Origin of the sequence: Pseudomonas putida (genome assembly GCF_028682635.1) — a bacterium.
Lineage (GTDB): Bacteria > Pseudomonadota > Gammaproteobacteria > Pseudomonadales > Pseudomonadaceae > Aquipseudomonas > Aquipseudomonas putida_AE.
Genome location: NZ_JANHLK010000004.1, coordinates 82,646 through 103,807, shown reverse-complemented (window position 1 = coordinate 103,807; position 21,162 = coordinate 82,646). Strand labels below are relative to the sequence as shown.

The following is a 21,162-nucleotide window of genomic DNA, read 5'->3' as shown; positions in this document are numbered from 1 at the left end:
GTGACTGAAACTGCGAGTCATTCGCATCCGTTGCGGTTCTACACAGGTCATGAGTCATGAAGTCCAGGGCAATATCGGGTTCGGTCAAACAATGGTTGGGTGTGTCTGCGTTGAGCTTCGCGGCGTTGGCGCTGCTGCCGTTGAATGGGGTGATGGCCGCGCAGGCCAACGCCCGGCAAAGTTCGCTGTTCAGCTTTTCGATGGCCGCCAAACCACTGCCCCAGGCCTTGAGCGACTTCAGCCAGGTCACCGGCATCAGCGTGGTCTACACCGATGAAGCGCCTTACGCCCTCAATGCCCCGGCGCTCAACGGCCAGTTGAGTGCCGAACAGGCCCTGCAGCGTTTGCTCAGCGGTTCTGGCCTGACCTTCCGCCGCATTGATGGCCACACCATGGCCCTGGAGCCGCTACCGATCGAGGGCGCGCTGAACCTGGGTGCCACCACCATTACCTCGGTGATGGATCAGTCCACCAGCTACCAGCCGCCACCCACCAGTTCGGTGATGCGCACCTCGACGCCGCTTCAGGAAATTCCCCAGACGGTCAACGTCGTCCCGGCCCAGGTCATTCGCGACCAGGCGCCGCGCAACCTCGACGACGCGCTGGCGAACGTCAGCGGCATCACCCAGGGCAACACGCTGGGCAGCACCCAGGATTCGGTGATGACCCGCGGTTTCGGCGATAACCGCAACGGCTCGATCATGCGCGACGGCATGCCGCTGGTGCAGGGGCGGGGCATGAACGCCACGGTCGACCGGGTTGAAGTGCTCAAGGGCCCGGCCTCGTTGCTCTACGGCATCCAGGATCCCGGTGGTGTGGTCAACATGGTCAGCAAGCAGCCGCAGCTTGATCCGTACAACGCCCTGACCTTGCGTGGTTCGACCTATGGCGAAGGCAAGAACGGCAGCGGTGGCACCTTTGACAGCACGGGCGCCCTGGGCGATTCCGGCTTCGCCTACCGCATGGTGCTGGACCACGAAGACGAAGATTACTGGCGCAACTACGGCGTGCACCGCGAGACCCTGGTGGCGCCGTCGCTGGCCTGGTTCGGGGAAAGCACCAAGCTGTTGTTCGCCTATGAACACCGGGAGTTCCTGACCCCGTTCGACCGTGGCACGGTGATCGATCCCCGGGACAACCATCCGCTGGACATCCCCCGGGATCGCCGGCTCGACGAACCCTTCAACAACATGGAAGGGCGCTCTGACCTGTATCACTTCCAGGCCGATCACGAACTCCACGACAACTGGACAGCCCATTTCGGCTACAGCTGGAACCGCGAAACCTATGACGCCAGCCAGGTGCGCGTGACCGCCATCGACACCAGCAAGGGCACGCTGACACGCAGCATGGACGGCACGCAGAATGCAATCAGCACCGACCGTTTCACCACCGCCAGCCTCGAAGGCAAGGTCGATGTCGCGGGCATGCAACACGACCTGGTGTTCGGGATCGATGACGAGTACCGCAAGATCTACCGGGCCGACCTGATCCGTCAGAAAAGCCTGACCACCTTCAGCTACCTCGACCCGGTATACGGCCGTGAAGTGCCGGGTACCACAGTCAGCCCGGCCGACAGTGCCCAGACCGACAAGCTGCGCAGCGATTCGGTGTTCATGCAGGACTCGATCCACCTCACCGACCAATGGATCCTGGTGGCGGGCGCACGCTTCCAGGAGTACGACCAGTACGCCGGCAAAGGCGTGCCGTTCAAGGCCAACACCGACAGCAACGGGCAGAAATGGGTGCCGCGCGCCGGTCTGGTCTACCGCTACACCGATGAGCTGTCGTTCTATGGTAGCTACACCGAATCGTTCAAGCCCAACTCGACCATCGCGCCGTTGAGCGGCAGCAGCACAGTGCTCGATGGCAGCATTGCGCCGGAAGAAGCCAAGTCCTGGGAAGTCGGGGCCAGGCTGGAAATGCCGGGCCGCGTAACGGGCAACATCGCGCTGTTCGACATCAACAAACGCAACGTCCTGGTGGCCAATTCCGAAGGCCCGGTGACCCTCTACAGCGCGGCGGGCGAAGTGCGTTCCCGCGGCCTGGAAGTGGATTTGAGCGGCCAGCTCAGCGACCGTTGGAGCATGATCGGCAGCTATGCCTACACCGATGCCGAAGTGACCGAAGACCCGGTCTACAAAGGCAAGCAGCTGCAGAACGTGGCCAGGAATAGCGGCTCGCTGTCGGCGGTGTACGACTTTGGCAGCTTCATCGGTGGCGATCAGCTGCGGGTGGGCGCAGGCGCGCGTTATGTCGGGGAGCGAGCGGGCAATGCCGTGAATGATTTCGACCTGCCGAGCTATACCGTCGCCGATGCGTTCGCCACGTACGACACCCAGCTCGATGGGCAGCGGGTCAAGTTTCAGCTCAACGTGAAGAACCTGTTTGACCGCACCTACTACACCTCGGCGGCGAGCCGGTTCTTCGTGTCGATGGGGGATTCGCGGCAGGTGACGTTGTCGAGTACGTTGGAGTTTTGACGGTGGTTGACACCCCCCTTGCCGTGTTATCGGCAAGGGGGGTGAATTTATCGGACGTTATTCGCCCTGAATGCTGACTTTTCCTGTTGCATACAATGTTGGAGCGCTGGATCCGCTTTGCAAGCGAACTTGGAAATCAAGCTGGCAATTACGTTTAACTTTATCAATTGACTTGACGTTGATTCGGAAATCGTCGCTTTGGACGAGCGAATAGACGTCGTTGCTGTCATTGTTCTGTTTTGCCTCGAACCAGAACTTGTCTACTTGGGAGAAATGGATGTCTCCCTCTTTGATAGAGCTGTCAAACCTAAGCCACATGCTGTAACTTTTGTCAGGCATGGCGGCCTGCATTGTAATTAGGCCTGGGCTATAATTTTCCATGTGGGCGTTGGAAAGGGTAAAGATCTCAGGGTAGCTTTCAAGGCGGATCATCATGGTATTTGATCCGCTGTTAAGGGTGTCTACTGTAGTTTTGGACATGGGATAAAACTCCTTGGGTTGAGTGGGGAGTGTTATCTATCCGAGCGTGGATGGGTACTGTCAGAAGTACTAGTGTTTAGTCGTATTCAGTTGTATTTTTAGATAAACAATTAGTTATTGTGTTGGAGGTGGTTATGAGGTTTTGCTTTATTGTAAAAACGCCTGCCGATACTCTCCAGGCGTTCCCCCCAATACCTGCCGAAATCGATTGGTGAAGTGACTAGCGCTGGCAAACCCGCACGCCAACGCAATCTCCCCCAACGGCTGCGAAGTTGAGCGCAACAATTCCCGCGCCCGGCTCAGTCGCCGCGCGAGCACATACTGATGCGGCGGCAACCCAAAGCTCTCACGAAACATCCGCGCAAAGTGATACTCCGACAGCGCACACAACGCAGCCAACTGCCCCAGGCTGATGGCCTCGGCCAACTGACTGTCGATGAACTCCACCAACTGCCGGCGCTGATGCGCAGCCAATCCGCCCTTGAGGCGCAAACCTTGACGAGTACCGACCTGGCTGAGCAGCGCATGGGCGAGCATCTCGTGGGCCAGGCTGCTGGTGAGCAGGCGTTCGCCCGGTTCGTGCCAATTGAGGGTGATCAACCGTCGAAAGCGCGCCGCCTGCTGCGGGTCATCGAGAAAGGTTTGCTCGCGCAACTGCATTTGCCGGGGCTCGCGATCGAGCAGGGTGACGCAGCCGAGGGCAAATTGCTCGGGGCTGAAATACAGGTGTGCCAGGCGAATGTCGCCGTTGATCACCCAGCCTGACTGATGCTCGGCCGGCAGGATGCACAGTTTGTCCGGGCCGCCCTTGGTGCCGGGCTGGTCACGGCGGAAGGTGCCGGTGCCGCCGGCGATGTAGCAGGACAAGGTGTGGTGACTCGGCGCTGCGTAGTCCTGGGCGTCGTGATGGTTGCTCCACAGGGCCGCAGCCATGCCGTCACCGAGCTCGGCGCTGTGCTCCAGGCGAGCATTGGGCGAGCGGTTGAGGGCTTGAAAGACTTGCAGGGTTTCCAGTGCGGGCATGATCGTTCTCTCCAACGCCTTGCATCCTACTCCGTAGGCGTTCGCCTGCCAGCCCGTCGCCGGACAAAAGCGCAAGATTATGCAAGTGGGGCGCATCGTGGCGCAGGACACTGGGCACCTAGCCGAGGAGCCTTTGTCATGAACCTTTCGTTGTACCTGCTGACTGTGTTGATCTGGGGCACCACCTGGATTGCCCTGAAATGGCAACTGGGCGTGGTGGCGATTCCCGTGTCCATTGTCTATCGCTTTGGTTTGGCGGCGCTGGTGCTGTTCGTGATCCTGTTGCTCAGCCGCCGCCTGCAAGTGATGAACCGCCGCGGGCATCTGATTTGCCTGGCGCAGGGGTTGTGCCTGTTCTGTGTCAACTTCATGTGTTTCCTCACCGCCAGCCAGTGGATCCCCAGCGGCCTGGTCGCCGTGGTGTTTTCCACGGCTACGCTGTGGAATGCGCTGAATGCACGGGTGTTCTTCGGCCAGAAAATCGCCCGCAATGTGCTGATGGGCGGCGCCTTGGGCTTGCTCGGCCTGGGCCTGTTGTTCTGGCCCGAGCTGGTCGGGCACACGGCCAGCCCGCAAACCTTGCTCGGCCTGGGCCTGGCCCTGTGCGGCACCTTGTGTTTCTCGGCGGGGAACATGCTGTCGAGCCTGCAGCAAAAAGCCGGGCTCAAGCCGCTGACGACCAATGCCTGGGGCATGGCCTACGGCGCGGCGATGTTGTGTGCGTGGTGCCTGGCCAAGGGCATTGCCTTCGACATGGAATGGAACGCACGCTACATCGGCTCGCTGTTGTACCTGGTGATCCCCGGTTCGGTCATTGGGTTCACCGCTTACCTGACCCTGGTCGGGCGCATGGGCCCCGAGCGCGCCGCCTATTGCACGGTACTGTTTCCGGTGGTGGCGCTGAATGTCTCGGCGTTTGCCGAAGGCTACCAATGGACCGCCCCGGCACTCGTGGGCCTGGTGATGGTCATGCTGGGCAACGTGCTGGTGTTTCGCAAGCCCAGGGCGAGCGCCAGCGCCGTGCCGGGAAAGCTGGCTTGAGCAGGCTGTTCAATTGTCTTTTACGGCGGTGAGATAAATCAGGGCAAGAAACATGTATTCAATGTTTCTTTGTGCCCAATCATTGGCATTACGTTGAGTAGAGTACTCCAGGTCAAACCACTCATTGAGTATGGTGACGTATAGAAGTTGGTAGACAATGATGCCTGTCACGAGGCCAGCGATCGCGAATTTTTTTGCTTCGTGAAACTCTTGGCGTGGAGCATCGACTTTTCGGTAAAGCTGATAAGTTCCCGCCATGCAGCTGAAAGTGAAAATGGTCTCCAGCGAAATGATCGCCCAGTAAAATCGATGATGAAACATGTTGGAGGTGATTGCCCTGTAGCGTCGGGAATCGTTGCCCTCGGTATTGCTCATGCTGATGATGTGCCCGATATAGTCGGCGTATGCCGCATAGTCGGTGACATTGTTGATCAGCGTCATCAGTCCGAACAATGCCGCTGTCAAGACAATCAGTATTTTGCTCCGCCTTATCACACAGATGGTGGTTAGTTTATTCATGGGGGTATTCTCCGAGTGCACGTTTGGTGCTCTTTTAATCGCTCGGAGTTTATAACTGTTCAGACAAGTTCGGCCGGAGACTGCATTGCAAGTTATGTCGTCTTTCAATAGCAATTCAGCGTTTTTTTAATGTTGCGCAAAGTGGCACGTCCAGCCAGAGACGTGCCATCGTTCAATCAGCCTTTCCAAACCTGCGGGTTGACCAGATCTTGTGGGCGCTCGCCCAGCAAGGCACTGCGCAGGTTCGCCAGGGCACGGTTGGCCATGGCGTCGCGGGTTTCATGGGTGGCCGAACCGATATGCGGCAAGGTCACGGCGTTTTTCAGTTGAAACAGTGGTGATTCGGCCAGCGGTTCTTTTTCATACACATCCAGCCCGGCGCCGCGGATGCGGTTGTTTTGCAGCGCCTCGATCAGTGCCGGCTCATCTACCACCGGACCACGGGCAATGTTCACCAGGATCGCGCTCGGCTTCATCAGGGCCAGTTCGCGATGGCTGATGAGGTGCCTGGTTTTCTCGCTGAGCGGGACCACCAGGACGACGAAGTCGGCTTCAGCCAACAGCTCCTCCAGGCTGCGCATCTGCGCGCCGAGTTCCTGTTCCAGCGAAGTCTTGCGGCTGTTGCCGCTGTAGATGACCGGCATGTTGAAGCCCAGGCGACCCCGGCGCGCGATGGCCGCGCCGATATTGCCCATGCCGACGATGCCCAGGGTCTTGCCGTGGACGTCGCAGCCGAACAGCGGGGTACCGACGCTGGCTTGCCATTGACCTGCCTTGGTCCAGGCGTCGAGTTCGGCGACGCGGCGCGCACTGCTCATCAACAAGGCGAAGGCCAGGTCGGCGGTGCTTTCAGTGAGCACGTCCGGCGTGTTGGTGAGCATGATCCCGCGCTCGTTGAAATAGGCCACGTCATAATTGTCATAGCCCACCGAGACGCTGGACACGACTTCCAGCCGGGCGGCGTTTTCCAGTTGTGCGCGACCCAGCTTGCGACCGACCCCGATCAAGCCGTGGGCATGGGGCAGGGCTTCGTTGAACTGGGCGTTGATGTCGCCCTTTTTCGGGTTCGGCACGATGACGTCGAAGTCTTGTTGCAGGCGTTCAACCATTTCTGGCGTGACGCGGCTGAAGGCGAGGACGGTCTTTTTCATGGGCAAAGGGCTCTTCGGGCGCAGGAGAAGGGGGGGAAAGCTACAAGCTTCAAGCGCCAGGCCGCAAGTTAAAAGCTACCCGCAGCGCTTTTAACTTGACGCTTGCAGCTTGGAGCTTGCAGCTGCCATTCCGCTATACTGTCGACTTTCGCGGCTCGCTGACCGGGCCCGACACAGTGTGCATCACCCGGAGCTTTTCATGACTTCCCCGAAACAACCGCCGGTAGCCGACGCCTTGGGCGCCGAACAGGCAGAGCTGCCAGGCAGCGTCGACTCCAGCGCTGACAGCGAGACCAAACCCGCTATCCCGGCGTTCAAGTTCCCATTCAAGCCGGGTGAGCTGCAGGCCAACAAGGACGCCAGCCAGCCGTGGTACAAGAATGGCGCCAAGAATGGCCACACCAAGACGCCGGGGATGGCGCCTCCGGGTACACGCCGTTCGATGGGCAAGCGTTAGGTTTCAGGTTTATCCAGCGGGCCTTCGTGGCATCAAGCCGCCCGCAATGAAATAAACGCGTAGTCGGCGGGTGGCTCAGTCACCACCTGCGCACCCGCCGCCATTACGCGCCCCGCGATATCGTCCCCCGACACATGAAACTGCCACTCACTTTCCCAGACCGGTAACGTCTGCCCGGCCAATTCGTCGATGATCGTTGCAAACTCGGTCATGTCCGGCAGGTAAGCGGTAAACCCGTCGCCCTTGAGGGCCGTCGTACGAATCCCCAATAACGCGCAAATCGCATCCTTGGTGTGGATGTCGTCGCGATCCGCCTGGCGGGAGCGCTGGATAAGTTGCGCCAGTTCCGGGTCCACCAGTTGGCCACCCACAATCAGCTGCGGCCCTGTTTCCCACGATTGCGGCGGGCATTCCTTGGCGGCGATGTTCAGGGGAATGTGCGGATTGATCTCCATCGGATAGATGCGGCACACCAGCGGCCGGCGCTCATAGATGCGGCACAGGTTGTCCTGGTCCAGATGGCGGCAGGCACCGGTGCTATAGGCGGCAAAAGTGATGGCAACGTAAACCTCGCAGGCGCCGCTGCGCACCAGCGCCGAGCGCGCTTCGGCATGCTCGCGTTGCTGCGCCGACAGGCCCAGGCCATTACTCAGGAAGGCTTCCACCAGCACGATCACCTGGCCACCGTCAGCCGCCCACATCCGGGCTTCGGGCAGGGTCAGGGGTACGTGGTGGTCATTGCAGCATTTGCCACAGCCTACACAGGAAAACGTCGTATTCATTGAGCGGTCAGTCGCATCCGAGGGCAGTCAGCGGCGTCGGAATGTCGCCGCGAAGGTTGCTGTGGAAGCAAGTTATGCGCCACGGTGCTATTTCATCCCCAGGCGCTTGGCCATCCGCCCGAGATTGGCCCGGTCCAGGCCCAGCTCCCGGGCAGCGCTCGCCCAGTTGTGATGGTGGCGCTCCAGGCAGGCGCCGATCAATTGGCGCTGGTAACGCTCGGTGGCTTCGCGCAAATCTCCCGTCACCGATTCGACGTCGACAACAGCGGGTTGCTCGGCGCTGACTTCGACGCCGGCTTCGACACGGGCATGGGGCAGGTCGAGGTCGGCGGCACTCAAACTGAGGATCTTCGGGCGATCCTTGCAGTTACCCAACGCCTTCAATGCACTGCGGCCGATCAGGTGTTCCAGCTCGCGCACATTGCCGGGCCAGTCGTAGGCCAGCAACGCCGCTTGAGCGTCGGTGCTCAGGCGCAGGCTGTTGAGGCCCATGCGCGAGCGGTTCTGCTCGAGGAAAAAACCGCTGAGCAGCAACACATCCCGCCCGCGATCCCGCAGCGCCGGGACCAGCAGGGGATAGACACTGAGGCGGTGATAGAAGTCGGCGCGGTAACGGCCACTGCGCACTTCCTCGGCCAGGTCGCGGTTGGTCGCCGCGATCAGTCGCACGTCGACCTGATGCTCCTTGTCCGAACCCAGTCGCTGCAGCTGGCCGCTTTGCAGCACCCGCAGCAGTTTGGCCTGCACCGTCAGCGACAGTTCGCCGACTTCATCGAGAAACAGCGTGCCGCCGTTGGCCAGTTCAAACTTGCCACGGCGATCATTCAGCGCCCCGGTAAAGGCGCCGCGGACATGCCCGAACAGTTCGCTCTCCACCAACGTATCGGGCAACGCCGCGCAGTTGAGGCTGATGATCGGTTTGTCGGCGCGAGGCGAGGCGGCATGGATGGCCTGGGCCACCAGCTCCTTGCCGACCCCGGTTTCCCCGGTGATCAGCACCGTCAGATCGCTGCCGCCCACCAGGTCGATCTCTTCCACCAGGCGTTTGTGCGCCTTGCTTTGGCCGATCATCTCGCGATGTTGCTGGCCGCTGGCCTGGCGGTAGACCTCGGCGCGCTGGTGTTCGTCTTCGACTCGGTTATTCAACCGCTCGATGCGTTCGGCGGCGTTGACGGTGGCCGCGGCGAGGCTGGCGAAGGCTTCCAGGGCATCCAGCTCGACCGGTTCGAACTGTTCCGGATTGAGCGCGTCGAGGGTCAGCAGGCCCCACGGCCGCTCGTCGATGAACAGCGGGCAGCCCATGCAATCGTGGACTTCCAGGTGATCATCGAGACCATCGACCAAGCCGTCATAGGGGTCAGGCAGGTCGCTGTCAGCGGCGAACCGGGTGGGACCGGTGCTGCCGAGCAGGGCCTGGAAGCGTGGGTGTTCGCTAACCTTGAAGCGCCGACCGAGGGTGTCGGTGCTCAACCCGTCGACGGCCAGCGGCACCAGCCATTCGCCATCGAGGCGCAGCAGGGCGGCCGCGTCGCAAGGGAGCAGGGCACGCATGGCTTCCAGCAGGCGCCGATAGCGCTCGCCTTCGGGGAGTTCACGGGACAGGTCGGAGACCAGGGGCAGCAGGGCGGTTAACAGGGATTTTGCAGTCATAGTGACTCCATGTAGTCGATGTGACTATAGATCACGCTGTGTCGATATGACTACTGTGTCATTAACTCATTGATTTATATGGTTTTAATTCTTGGCACGGAAACTGATAAGCATAGGGCAACTGTTAAGAAACCCTCGTTGCCCAGGAGTCACTCTATGCTCAGCGTTCAAGACCGTGCCATCGTCAAATCCACTGTGCCGCTGCTGGAAAGCGGTGGTGAAGCGTTGATCACCCACTTCTATCGCATGATGTTGTCCGAGTATCCAGAAGTGCGTCCGCTGTTCAACCAGGCCCACCAGGCTTCCGGCGACCAGCCGCGCGCCTTGGCCAATGGTGTGTTGATGTACGCCCGCCACATCGATCAGCTCGACCAACTGGGCGACCTGGTGGCCAAGATCATCAACAAGCACGTGGCCCTGCAGATTCTGCCGGAACACTACCCGATTGTCGGCAAGTGCCTGTTGCGTGCAATCGCCGAAGTGCTGGGCGAAGAGATCGCCACCCCGGAGGTGATCGCGGCATGGGCGGCGGCCTACGGGCAACTGGCGGACATTCTGATCGGTGCCGAAAAAAGCATCTACGACCAGAAAGAGCAGGCACCGGGCGGCTGGCGCGGGGCGCGGGAATTCATCGTGGTGGCCAAGGTCGAGGAGAGTGCGGAAATCACCTCCTTCTATTTCGAACCGGCCGACAAGGGGCCGATTCTGGCCGCCGAGCCAGGCCAGTACATCGGCATGAAACTGATCCTCGATGGCGAAGAGATCCGTCGCAACTATTCGCTGTCGGCCTTGGCGAACAAGGGCCAGTACCGCATCAGCGTCAAGCGTGAAACCGGTGGTCGGGCCTCCAATCATTTGCACGATCAACTGCAGGTAGGGGCGAGTATCCAGTTGTTCCCGCCATCGGGCGAGTTCACCCTGAGCGCCAGCGACAAGCCGCTGGTGCTGATCAGCGGCGGTGTCGGCATCACCCCGACCCTGGCGATGCTGGAAGCAGCGTTGCAAACCGAGCGGCCGGTGCACTTTATCCACTGCGCGCGCAATGGCAGCGTCCACGCCTTCCGCGACTGGATCGACGGGCTGGCCGAGCGTCATCCGCAACTCAAGCGGTTCTACTGCTATGCCGAAGATGACGGCGTCAGCCCGGCGGCGCACAAGGTTGGGATGTTGAGCCAGGAACAACTGGCCGCCTGGTTGCCCGAAGAGCGCGACCTGGACGCTTACTTCCTCGGGCCGAAGGGCTTCATGGCGGCGGTCAAGCGTCACCTCAAGGCGTTGGGTGTGCCAGAGAAGCAGAGCCGTTACGAGTTCTTCGGCCCGGCTTCCGCCTTGGAGTAAACATCGCTCTGTAGGAGCCGGCTTGCTGGCGACGCAGGCACCGCGGACTGTCAGGAACCGTGGTGATGCGATCGCCAGCAAGCCGGCTCCTACAGGCGATGCGGGCGCTGCGGACTGTCAGGAACCGTGGTGATGCGATCGCCAGCAAGCCGGCTCCTACAGGCGATGCGGGCGCCGCGGTCTATCAGGAAAACCCGGGTGATGCGATCGCCGGCAAGGTATGGTTTCAGCCTTTGAGTTCCTTCAAATGCTTGTACACCGTCGCCCGCCCCATGTTCAGCACATTGGCCACATAGTTGGAGGCGCTTTTGCCCTTGAAGGCGCCTTCGGCGTGCAGGGCCAGCACCAGTTCGCGTTTGTGATCGCGGGTCAACAGGTTCAGGCTCAGCTGGCGTTCGCGCAGCCAGGCGTGGAGGAAGGTATTGATCCGCTCCTGCCAGTCATCGCGGAATAGTGAATCCGGCTGAGGAATCAGCTTGGTCGGCGACAGGAACAGGTCCAGCGCGGCCTTGGCATTCTCGAACAGCGAAATATTCAGGTTGATGCACAGCACTGCCAGCGGGAGTCCCTCACGGTCGCGCAGCACGGTGCTGAGGCTGCGGATCTTCTGACCATCCCAATTGAGCTTTTCGTACGGCCCGATGTTACGTTCGCCGACATCGTCGCCGAGCATGTCATCCAGCGCCGAATCGTCACCGATTTCCCGTTTCGACAGGTTGTTGGCGATGTAGTCGACCTTTTGCGTGCGCAGGTCGTGCAGCACTACTTCGGCGTGGGGAAAAAACAGCGTGGCGATGGCATCGGCAATCGCCCGGAAGTTATCCAGGGACGTGTCGTTCAGGGCAGGATCTTGTTCAGGTGCGTTCATACAATGGGGCTCCGGGGCAGCTTCAGCGCCCCGTGATTCAGGACGCTGAAAGTGTGCCGCAATCGAGTCGGCGCGTCACCTGAGGACAATAGTCAGCCCAGGCGGGCAGGGGACAGCATGCCGGCGTTCAGACCGAAACGGCTGAGGGTTTCCGGCAGGGCTTCACCGCGCACGAGCGCAGCACTGGCCTGGCCCATGGCCGGCGAGGTCTGGATGCCGTAACCGCCTTGTGCCGCCACCCAGAACAGCCCCGGCACCTGCGGATCGAAACCGGACAGCAAGTCGCCGTCGCTGACGAAACTGCGCAGGCCGGCCCAGGTTCGGGTCGGGCGGCGGATGGTCAGGGTGGTGGCTTCCTCGATCTGGTAGATGCCCATGGCGATGTCCAGTTCTTCGGGCTGCACGTCGTGAGGTTCCACCGGGTCGGCGTTGGCCGGCGAGCCGAGGAACATGCCGGCGTCGGGTTTCATGTAGAAGGATTCGTCGAGGCTGACCAGCATCGGCCAATGGTGGATGTCCACGCCTTCGGGGCCGGCAAAGATGAAGGCCGCGCGGCGCTTGGGTTGCAGGCCCAGCGGCCGGGCGCCGGCCATTTCGCCGATCTTGTCGGCCCAGGCGCCGGCGGCGTTGATGATCACCGGCGCGCTGAAGGTCTGGTCCTTGGTTTGCACCTGCCACAGGCCTGCGCCATCACGGGTCAGGCTCAGGACTTCGCTGTCGGTATGGACTTCGCCCTGGTTACGGCGGATTCCCCGCAGGTAACCCTGATGCAGGGCATCGGTGTCGATGTCGCTGGCGGTCGGATCGTAGATTGCGCCGTGGACTTTTTCCCGGCGCAGGATCGGCACGAGCGCGCAGGCTTCGTCGGCGCTAAGTAACTGCATTTGCGGCACAGTGGCTTTGGCGCTCAGGTACTGGTTGTTCAGTTCGGCCGGGTCACCGGTCAAGTCCACGGTCATTTCGCCGCGTGGGGTCAGCAGCGGGTGTTCGCAGAAACCGGTCGGAGGGGCGTCGAAGAAATCCCGGCTGGCCTGGGTCAACGCCCGCACTTGCGGGGTGCCGTAGGCGGCGGTGTACAGCGCCGCCGAACGGCCGGTGGAGTGATAGGCCGGATGGGATTCGCGTTCGAGCACGATGACGCGTGCGTGCTGCGACAGCCAGAAACCGGTGGAAGCGCCGGCTATCCCGCCGCCGATGATGATGAAGTCTGCCTGGCTCATGAATGTCTCCTGTGAAACACAAATGCCGAAGGTTCGATGATCCCTGTAGGAGCCGGCTTGCTGGCGATGCAGGCGCCGCGGTCTGTCAGGAAAACCGAGGTGATGCGATCGCCAGCAAGCCGGCTCCTACAGGGATGTGTGGTGTCAGGGATGCAGGCGGTAGATGGCATTGGCCAGTGCGATGTCTTCCAGGCCCAGGCCGATGGAGCGGAAAAACACGTGACGGTCGTAGCCGGGGCGCTGCACTTTCTCGCTGAGCAGGTCGGGCAAGTCGCCGACAATCGCCTTGTCATGCCAGCCATGCTGTTCGGCGGCAATCAGCATTTCACCCGCCGAACCTGGGGTGGTCACACGGTAGTCGCAGAATACCTGCATGTCGTTGAGGCTTTGCGGCGGCACCTCGTGGGCGCGCGGGGCGTTGGTGCTGATCGAGGTGATCAGCGCCGGTTTGCGCAAGCTCGACGGATCGATCACGGGCCCTGCGGACGAGGTGCACAGCATGATCACGTCGGCGTCCTGAACGGCAGTCTCGCGATTGTCGACGATGTTCAGGCGTGGCTCGATGTTTTTCAGCAGGCTCACCGTTTCAGCATCTTCGCTCAGGCTTGGCGAGTACAGGCTGATGTTCTGCCATTCGCGCAGACCTTTAACGTAATGCAGGTGCGCCTGGGCCACTTTGCCGCTGCCGATGATTGCCAGGCGACTCGCTGTGAGCGGCGCGAGGGCATCGACCGCCACCGCCGTGGTCGCGGCCGTACGGGCAGTGGTCAGTTCGCCAGCATCACACAACAACAGCGGCTGGCCGGTCTGCATCGACATCAGCAAGGTCCACGCGGTCACCAGCGGCCCTTGCTCGCCCACGATGTAGGGCGAGGTCTTGACCCCGTACACGCCCTCTTCGGCCAGCACGCCCAGGTAGTTGATGAAGTCGCCGGCACCCCGGGGAAATTCCACCAGTTGCTGTGCCGGTTGCACGGCTTGCCCGGCAGCCAGGTCGCGGAACAGTTTGCGCAGGATCTGCGGCACGTCGACCTGGGCCAGCAACTCGCGGGCCTGGGATTGGTTGATCACGTAGGGGGTGCTGGCCATGATGGCTCCGGGAGTGGCGAGTAAACTAATTTGTCCATTATGGACTTTTAGTTATCGCGAGCAAGCGCCTGTTGAAAAAACCAGACGAAAAAAAAGCGCAGTCCGTTTCCGGCTGCGCCTTTTCCTGCAAGTCGCCCGTTACGGCCGCTTGCGCTCAACCGCCCGCAATAGATGCGTCGGTGGGGTTTCACAGCTGATCTTGCGACCGAGTTTTTCTTCGATGGCCGGCAGCTGGTAGGAGTCGTCTTCACCGGCAAAACTGATGGACACTCCATCGGCGCCAGCGCGACCGGTACGGCCGATGCGGTGCACGTAGTCGTCCGGGACTTCCGGCAACGTGAAGTTGATCACGTGGCTGATGCCGTCGATGTGGATGCCGCGACCGGCCACGTCGGTGGCCACCAGTACGCGGATCTTGCCTTCGCGGAAACCTTCCAGGGTCTTGATCCGCTTGTGCTGCGGCACGTCGCCGGACAGCTGCGCGGCGTTGACGCCATCGCGCACCAGGCGTTCTTCGATGCGCCGCACTTCATCCTTGCGGTTGGCGAAGACGATGACCCGCTCCCAGCCATTGTCACTGACCAGGTTGTAGAGCAGTTTGTATTTGTCGGCACCGGCTACGGCGTAGATGTGCTGTTCGACGTTTTCGCTGGCCACGTTCTGCGACTCGATCTCGACGATGGCCGGGTCGGTGGTCCATTGCTTGGCCAGGTTCATCACGTCTTCGGTGAAGGTCGCCGAGAACAGCAGGGTTTGACGCTCGTTCTTCGGCGGCGTCTGGCGAATGATCTGGCGTACCTGCGGGATGAAGCCCATGTCGAGCATGCGGTCGGCTTCGTCCAGCACCATGACTTCGACCATGTCCAGGTGCACGTCGCCGCGCTGGTTGAAATCCAGCAGGCGGCCCGGCGTGGCCACGAGGATGTCGCAGTGGCGGGCTTCGAGGTGCTTGAGTTGCTTGTCGAAGTCCATGCCGCCCACGAACGTCATGACGTTGAGGCCGGTGTACTTGGTCAGGTCAGCGGCGTCCTTGGCGATCTGCACCACCAGTTCGCGAGTCGGGGCGATGATCAGTGCGCGCGGCTCACCCATGTAGCGCTCTTTCGGCGGCGGGGTCTGCAGCAGCTGGGTGATGATCGAGATCAGGAACGCCGCGGTCTTGCCGGTACCGGTCTGCGCCCGGCCGATGGCGTCTTTGCCGGCGAGGGTGAAGCCCAGCACCTGGGCCTGGATCGGCGTGCAATACGGGAAGCCCAGGTCCTGGATAGCGTGCATCAGTTCGGGGGCGAGTTTGAAGTCGTGGAAGCGGGTCTTGCCTTCCTGGGGTTCGACGACGAAGTCTTCGAGTTTCCAGGGAATCACCGGCGCCTTGGGCTTGGGTTCGCGGCGTGGTTTGGCGGGTTTTGGCGCTTCGCTGCGCGGTTGCTCGGCGGCGGTTTGCACAACGGGCTCGGCGACCGCTGCGCTCTTTGGCTCGTGTTTCGGCGCCGCTACCGGGGCGGCCCGACCAGACTGATGACCGTCGGTGCGGTGGCTGGATGTGTGAGACGGAGCGCTGGGGACTGGCGCGAGTTGCTCAGTCTCGCTTTTACCGAACATTTTCTTGAGTGCTTTGAGCACGGTCATCTCATCAATTGGTTAAGGAATGTACGCCGGCCAGTGTAATGCAAGAATCGGGCGCGGCGTAGAGGGATGGATCAAAGGGCGTTTTTAAACATCGATGTTTAGCGCAAACGCTCGGTCAGCCACACGCCGATGTCGCGAATCTCCTCGGGTAACACTTCATGGCCCATTGGGTATTCCTGCCATGTCACGGTGACACCACGCTGCTTCAGATGCTCGTAGGCGCTACGGCCCATCGAGTTCTGCACCACGTCATCGTACTGGCCATGCAACGACAGCACCGGAATGCGCTGCTGGCTGGCGGACAGTTCCAGCTCATCGCTGAAGGTCGGTGCATAGGTGGAGAGGGCAAGTACGCCACCCAGGGGGCCCTGCCAGTTCAGAAACGCGGTGTGTAGAACCACGGCGCCGCCCTGGGAAAAGCCGGCCAGGAAAATTCGCGAGGCGTCTATTCCGATGGCTCGCTGCACGTCGATCAAATTAACGATCCTCTGCGAGGACTCTTCCAGCTGTTCGCGATTGATCGCGCGCGCCGGGCTCATGGCCAATATGTCGTACCAGCTCGGCATCTCGTAGCCACCATTGATGGTGACGGCACAGGTCGGTGCCTGAGGGAAAACGAAGCGCGTGGTCAGCAGGTTTTCCTGCAACGCTTCGGCCACCGGCAGGAAGTCGTAGCGGTCGGCGCCAAGGCCGTGGAGCCAGATGACGCAGGCATCTGCGGGCTTGATAGGTTCAAGAATCAAGGGCTCGGTCATGGTTGCTCCAATTTTGTGCGGACGCTCTCATTGAGTGCGAGGTCTGAGGGCGCCTCTGGTTGATCAGTTACGAAGATGTCGCAAGGTTACAAGTTTTGCTATTGACCTGTCGCTTAACCGCTTTAGCAGCCGGTGTGGTACGGGCTTTGCTATGGGGAAGCGGTGCAACTCATCTCGCGCCTGGCGGTAACACTATCAGTGTACGACTGGCCGCGGGATAGCAAAAATCCGGTAATGGATGTTCGCCAGTGGCCGCTACGGGCTTCGCGAACGAGAAAGGGCTACAGCCCGTTCGGCCGATTGGTGAGAAGTGAGTTGTCCATTATGTGGATTTTCTCCTACTAGACTCATGGCTACGGTCCTACGTCGGTTGACCCTAAAAAAAGCCAACACGGGTCACCACCGCCTCAAAAGGGTGCGACTGGACTCACGCTCCGACACAACAAGAGCAAAACTGGAGGTTTGAATGAAGATGTTGAAATCCACCCTGGCAGTCGTGACTGCAGCCGCGGTACTCGGTGTCAGTGGGTTCGCTCAGGCGGGCGCGACCCTGGATGCAGTGCAGAAAAAAGGTTTCGTACAGTGCGGCGTCAGCGATGGCCTGCCTGGCTTCTCGGTTCCGGATGCTACCGGCAAGATCGTCGGCATCGACGCTGATTACTGCCGTGCCGTGGCCGCTGCCGTGTTCGGCGACGCGACCAAGGTCAAGTTCAGTCAGTTGAACGCCAAGGAGCGCTTCACCGCGCTGCAGTCCGGCGAAATCGACATCCTGTCGCGCAACACCACCATGACCAGCTCCCGTGACGCGGGCATGGGCCTGAAATTCCCGGGTTTCATTACCTACTACGACGGCATCGGCTTCCTGGTCAACAATAAACTCGGCGTCAAGAGCGCCAAGGAACTGGACGGTGCAACCATCTGCATCCAGGCCGGTACCACCACCGAGCTGAACGTTTCCGACTACTTCCGCGGCAACGGCCTGAAATACACCCCGATCACTTTCGACACCTCCGACGAGAGCGCCAAGTCGCTGGAATCCGGTCGTTGTGACGTACTGACCTCCGACAAGTCCCAACTGTTCGCCCAGCGCAGCAAGCTGGCTGCGCCGAAGGACTATGTGGTTCTGCCGGAAACCATTTCCAAGGAACCTCTGGGCCCGGTCGTGCGTAATGGCGACGACGAGTGGCTGGCCATCGTGCGCTGGGTTGGCTACGCCATGCTCAACGCTGAAGAAGCCGGCATCACTTCGAAGAACGTCGAAGCCGAAGCCAAGGGCACCAAGAACCCTGACGTTGCCCGTCTGCTGGGTACCGACGGCGAATACGGCAAAGACCTGAAAGTGAAGAAAGACTGGGTCGTGCAGGTCGTCAAGCAAGTGGGTAACTACGGCGAAGTGTTCGAGAAAAACCTCGGCAAGAGCACTCCACTGGAAATCGACCGCGGGCTGAACGCCCTGTGGAACGCTGGCGGCATTCAATACGCACCACCAGTGCGCTGATGGTTCTATCACCCGGCGGGCCAACCGCCGGGTGATGTTCTGTTCCATTCTTTGCGGGGCACTTCATGCAAAATTCAATCGGCGCACCAAAGCAGAGGCTCAGCCTCAGCGATCCACGAGTGCGTGCGTGGGTATTCCAGATCATCACCATTATCGGTGTGGTCTCGCTAGGCTGGTTTCTGTTCGACAACACGCAAACCAACCTGCAACACCGGGGCATCACCTCCGGTTTCGACTTTCTCGAGCGCAGTGCCGGCTTCGGCATCGCCCAACACCTGATCGACTACACCGAAGCGGACAGCTACGCCCGGGTGTTTGTCATCGGCCTGCTCAACACCTTGCTGGTGACTTTCATCGGCGTGATCCTGGCGACTATCCTCGGTTTCATCGTCGGTGTGGCACGGCTGTCGAAGAACTGGATCATCGCCAAAGTGGCGACGGTGTACGTGGAAGTCTTCCGTAACATTCCGCCGCTGCTGCAGATCCTGTTCTGGTACTTCGCGGTGTTCCTGACCATGCCGGGGCCGCGCAACAGCCACAACTTCGGCGACACCTTCTTTGTCAGCAGCCGCGGCCTGAACATGCCGGCGGCGCTGATGGCCGATGGTTTCTGGGCGTTCGTGATCAGTGTCGTGGTGGCCATCGTCGCCATCGTGCTGATGTGCCGCTGGGCCAACAAACGCTTCGAAGCCACCGGCGTTCCGTTCCACAAGTTCTGGGTCGGCCTGGCCTTGTTACTGGTCATCCCGGCGCTGTGCGCACTGATTTTTGGCGCGCCCGTGCATTGGGAAATGCCGCAGCTCAAGGGCTTCAACTTCGTCGGCGGCTGGGTGCTGATCCCGGAACTGCTGGCCTTGACCCTGGCGCTGACGGTGTACACCGCGGCGTTCATCGCCGAGATCGTGCGTTCGGGCATCAAGTCGGTCAGCCACGGCCAGACCGAGGCGGCGCACTCGTTGGGCCTGCGCAACGGGCCGACCCTGCGCAAGGTGATCATCCCGCAAGCCCTGCGCGTGATCATTCCACCGCTGACCAGCCAATACCTGAACCTGGCGAAGAACTCCTCGCTGGCGGCCGGTATCGGTTATCCGGAGATGGTCTCGCTGTTCGCAGGCACGGTGCTGAACCAGACCGGCCAGGCGATCGAGGTGATTGCGATCACCATGAGCGTGTACCTGGCGATCAGTATCAGCATTTCCCTGCTGATGAACTGGTACAACAAGCGCATTGCGCTGATCGAGCGGTAAGGAAAAGCGCATGAGCACTCATACTTTCAAACCTGACATGCCGCCACCGAGTCGCAGCATCGGCGTAGTGGCGTGGATGCGCGCGAACATGTTCTCCAGCTGGCTCAACACCCTGCTGACCCTGTTCGCGTTCTACCTGATTTACCTGGTGGTACCGCCGATTTTGCAGTGGGCGATCCTCGATGCCAACTGGGTGGGCACCAGCCAGGCCGACTGCACCAAGGAGGGCGCCTGCTGGGTGTTCATCCAGCAGCGCTTCGGCCAGTTCATGTACGGCTACTACCCGCCGGAACTGCGCTGGCGCGTCGACCTGACCGTGTGGCTGGCGGTCATCGGCGTGGCACCTTTGTTCATCTCGCGCTTTCACCATAAAGCAGTGTATGGCCTGAGCTTCCTGGTGCTGTACCCGATCATTGCCTGGTGCCTGCTGCACGGCGGCGTCTTCGGCCTGACCCAAGTGGCGACCAGCCAATGGGGCGGCCTGATGCTGACCCTGGTGATCGCCACCGTCGGCATTGCCGGTGCCTTGCCGCTGGGGATTGTCCTGGCGTTGGGGCGTCGTTCGAACATGCCGGCGATTCGGGTGGTCTGCGTGACCTTCATCGAATTCTGGCGCGGCGTGCCGTTGATCACGGTGCTCTTCATGTCCTCGGTGATGCTGCCGTTGTTCCTGCCCGAAGGCATGAACTTCGACAAGCTGCTGCGGGCGCTGATCGGCGTGATCCTGTTCCAGTCGGCCTACGTGGCTGAAGTGGTACGTGGCGGTCTGCAGGCGATTCCCAAGGGGCAGTACGAAGCCGCCGCAGCGATGGGCCTCGGCTACTGGCGCAGCATGGGCCTGGTGATTCTGCCGCAAGCCCTGAAGCTGGTGATCCCTGGCATCGTCAACACCTTCATCGCGCTGTTCAAGGACACGAGCCTGGTGATCATCATCGGCCTGTTCGACCTGCTCAACAGCGTCAAGCAAGCCGCCGCCGACCCGAAATGGCTGGGCATGGCCACCGAAGGCTATGTGTTCGCCGCCCTGGTGTTCTGGATTTTCTGTTTTGGTATGTCGCGCTATTCCATGCATCTGGAACGCAAGCTCGACACTGGCCACAAGCGTTAGGAGTTCTCTTCAAATGAGCGAAGCAATCAAACAGCCTGTGAGCCCTGAAGGCATTATTCAGATGCAGGGCGTCAACAAGTGGTACGGCCAGTTCCACGTACTCAAAGACATCAACCTCAACGTCAAGCAGGGCGAGCGCATTGTCCTGTGCGGCCCGTCGGGTTCCGGCAAGTCCACCACCATCCGCTGCCTCAATCGCCTGGAAGAACACCAGCAGGGCCGCATCGTGGTCGACGGCGTGGAGCTGACCAACGACCTCAAGCAGATCGAAGCGATCCGCCGCGAAGTCGGCATGGTGTTCCAGCACTTCAACCTGTTCCCGCACCTGACCATCCTGCAGAACTGCACGCTGGCGCCGATGTGGGTGCGCAAGATGCCCAAGCGCAAGGCCGAGGAAATCGCCATGCACTACCTGGAACGCGTACGCATTCCGGAGCAGGCGCATAAATTCCCGGGGCAACTGTCCGGTGGCCAGCAACAGCGTGTGGCGATTGCCCGGGCGCTGTGCATGAAGCCGAAAATCATGTTGTTCGACGAACCGACTTCGGCACTCGACCCCGAGATGGTGAAAGAGGTACTGGACACCATGATCGGCCTGGCTGAAGACGGCATGACCATGCTCTGCGTGACCCACGAAATGGGCTTCGCCCGTACCGTGGCCAACCGCGTGATCTTCATGGACAAGGGCGAAATCGTCGAACAGGCCGCGCCGAACGACTTCTTCGACAACCCGCAGAACGACCGCACCAAGCTGTTCCTGAGTCAGATCCTGCATTGATCGAACCCAGGCGATGAAAAAACCCGGACATGGTGTCCGGGTTTTTTTT

The 21,162-nt window shown here is 60.8% G+C and carries 19 protein-coding genes; 8 read left to right on the top strand and 11 right to left on the bottom strand.

The window, feature by feature from the left end; genetic code table 11:
* Window positions 1-56 precede the first annotated feature (56 nt).
* The gene (locus NPS56_RS06505) at window positions 57-2,483 is read left to right on the top strand and encodes a TonB-dependent siderophore receptor (protein WP_274073956.1); all 2,427 of its coding nucleotides are present in this window, start codon (window positions 57-59) and stop codon (window positions 2,481-2,483) included.
* Window positions 2,484-2,540: 57 nt separating this feature from the next.
* Here the strand turns inward: NPS56_RS06505 and NPS56_RS06500 are convergent, their stop codons facing one another.
* Window positions 2,541-2,963: a hypothetical protein gene (locus tag NPS56_RS06500; protein WP_274073955.1), complete on the bottom strand. Its 423-nt coding sequence runs from the start codon at window positions 2,961-2,963 to the stop codon at window positions 2,541-2,543.
* A 147-nt stretch (window positions 2,964-3,110) separates the two neighbouring features.
* On the bottom strand, window positions 3,111-3,986 hold the full coding sequence (locus NPS56_RS06495; RefSeq protein WP_274073954.1) for a helix-turn-helix domain-containing protein: 876 nt from the start codon (window positions 3,984-3,986) through the stop codon (window positions 3,111-3,113).
* A gap of 138 nt (window positions 3,987-4,124) precedes the next feature.
* Here NPS56_RS06495 and NPS56_RS06490 point away from each other — a divergent pair, with 138 nt between their 5' ends.
* Window positions 4,125-5,027, top strand: a complete 903-nt coding sequence (locus NPS56_RS06490; RefSeq protein WP_274073953.1) for a DMT family transporter — start codon at window positions 4,125-4,127, stop codon at window positions 5,025-5,027.
* A 9-nt stretch (window positions 5,028-5,036) separates the two neighbouring features.
* On the opposite strand, the gene NPS56_RS06485 is transcribed toward NPS56_RS06490, so the two are convergent.
* Together NPS56_RS06485 and NPS56_RS06480 are read right to left on the bottom strand one after the other, a co-directional pair.
* Entirely contained in the window at window positions 5,037-5,546 is a 510-nt protein-coding gene (locus tag NPS56_RS06485; protein ID WP_274073952.1) for a DUF2165 domain-containing protein, read from the bottom strand.
* 176 nt (window positions 5,547-5,722) lie between these two features.
* Window positions 5,723-6,697: a 2-hydroxyacid dehydrogenase gene (locus tag NPS56_RS06480; protein WP_274073951.1), complete on the bottom strand. Its 975-nt coding sequence runs from the start codon at window positions 6,695-6,697 to the stop codon at window positions 5,723-5,725.
* A 199-nt stretch (window positions 6,698-6,896) separates the two neighbouring features.
* On the opposite strand from NPS56_RS06480, the gene NPS56_RS06475 reads away from it, so the two are divergent.
* Complete coding sequence (locus NPS56_RS06475; RefSeq protein ID WP_274073950.1) at window positions 6,897-7,154, top strand: hypothetical protein; 258 nt, start codon at window positions 6,897-6,899, stop codon at window positions 7,152-7,154.
* Window positions 7,155-7,186: 32 nt separating this feature from the next.
* On the opposite strand, the gene NPS56_RS06470 is transcribed toward NPS56_RS06475, so the two are convergent.
* Both NPS56_RS06470 and norR read right to left on the bottom strand, forming a co-directional pair.
* Entirely contained in the window at window positions 7,187-7,936 is a 750-nt protein-coding gene (locus NPS56_RS06470) for a YkgJ family cysteine cluster protein (RefSeq protein WP_274073949.1), read from the bottom strand.
* An 87-nt stretch (window positions 7,937-8,023) separates the two neighbouring features.
* Complete coding sequence (norR, locus tag NPS56_RS06465) at window positions 8,024-9,586, bottom strand: nitric oxide reductase transcriptional regulator NorR (protein WP_274073948.1); 1,563 nt, start codon at window positions 9,584-9,586, stop codon at window positions 8,024-8,026.
* A gap of 156 nt (window positions 9,587-9,742) precedes the next feature.
* Between norR and hmpA the strand changes: the two genes are divergently transcribed.
* Entirely contained in the window at window positions 9,743-10,924 is a 1,182-nt protein-coding gene (gene hmpA / locus NPS56_RS06460) for an NO-inducible flavohemoprotein (protein WP_274073947.1), read from the top strand.
* A 226-nt stretch (window positions 10,925-11,150) separates the two neighbouring features.
* Here the strand turns inward: hmpA and NPS56_RS06455 are convergent, their stop codons facing one another.
* The 5 genes from NPS56_RS06455 to NPS56_RS06435 form a co-directional block, all read right to left on the bottom strand.
* Window positions 11,151-11,792, bottom strand: coding sequence for a helix-turn-helix transcriptional regulator (locus tag NPS56_RS06455; protein ID WP_274073946.1), 642 nt, complete (start codon window positions 11,790-11,792; stop codon window positions 11,151-11,153).
* A gap of 92 nt (window positions 11,793-11,884) precedes the next feature.
* On the bottom strand, window positions 11,885-13,012 hold the full coding sequence (locus NPS56_RS06450; RefSeq protein WP_274073945.1) for an NAD(P)/FAD-dependent oxidoreductase: 1,128 nt from the start codon (window positions 13,010-13,012) through the stop codon (window positions 11,885-11,887).
* A gap of 144 nt (window positions 13,013-13,156) precedes the next feature.
* Window positions 13,157-14,101 (bottom strand): ornithine cyclodeaminase family protein, encoded by a 945-nt coding sequence (locus NPS56_RS06445; RefSeq protein WP_274073944.1) that lies wholly within the window; start codon window positions 14,099-14,101, stop codon window positions 13,157-13,159.
* 138 nt (window positions 14,102-14,239) lie between these two features.
* Window positions 14,240-15,727: an ATP-dependent RNA helicase RhlB gene (rhlB, locus tag NPS56_RS06440; RefSeq protein ID WP_274073943.1), complete on the bottom strand. Its 1,488-nt coding sequence runs from the start codon at window positions 15,725-15,727 to the stop codon at window positions 14,240-14,242.
* A 98-nt stretch (window positions 15,728-15,825) separates the two neighbouring features.
* Complete coding sequence (locus NPS56_RS06435; RefSeq protein WP_274073942.1) at window positions 15,826-16,482, bottom strand: alpha/beta hydrolase; 657 nt, start codon at window positions 16,480-16,482, stop codon at window positions 15,826-15,828.
* A 466-nt stretch (window positions 16,483-16,948) separates the two neighbouring features.
* On the opposite strand from NPS56_RS06435, the gene NPS56_RS06430 reads away from it, so the two are divergent.
* The 4 genes from NPS56_RS06430 (at window position 16,949) to NPS56_RS06415 (ending at window position 21,113) form a co-directional block, all read left to right on the top strand.
* Window positions 16,949-17,980 carry an amino acid ABC transporter substrate-binding protein gene (locus tag NPS56_RS06430; protein ID WP_274073941.1) on the top strand — a complete coding sequence of 344 codons (1,032 nt, stop codon included), beginning with the start codon at window positions 16,949-16,951 and terminating at the stop codon, window positions 17,978-17,980.
* Between the two features lie 65 nt (window positions 17,981-18,045).
* Complete coding sequence (locus NPS56_RS06425) at window positions 18,046-19,227, top strand: amino acid ABC transporter permease (protein WP_274073940.1); 1,182 nt, start codon at window positions 18,046-18,048, stop codon at window positions 19,225-19,227.
* Between the two features lie 10 nt (window positions 19,228-19,237).
* Entirely contained in the window at window positions 19,238-20,335 is a 1,098-nt protein-coding gene (locus tag NPS56_RS06420; protein ID WP_274073939.1) for an amino acid ABC transporter permease, read from the top strand.
* Window positions 20,336-20,348: 13 nt separating this feature from the next.
* Entirely contained in the window at window positions 20,349-21,113 is a 765-nt protein-coding gene (locus NPS56_RS06415) for an amino acid ABC transporter ATP-binding protein (protein WP_003171943.1), read from the top strand.
* The last annotated feature ends 49 nt before the right edge of the window (window positions 21,114-21,162 follow it).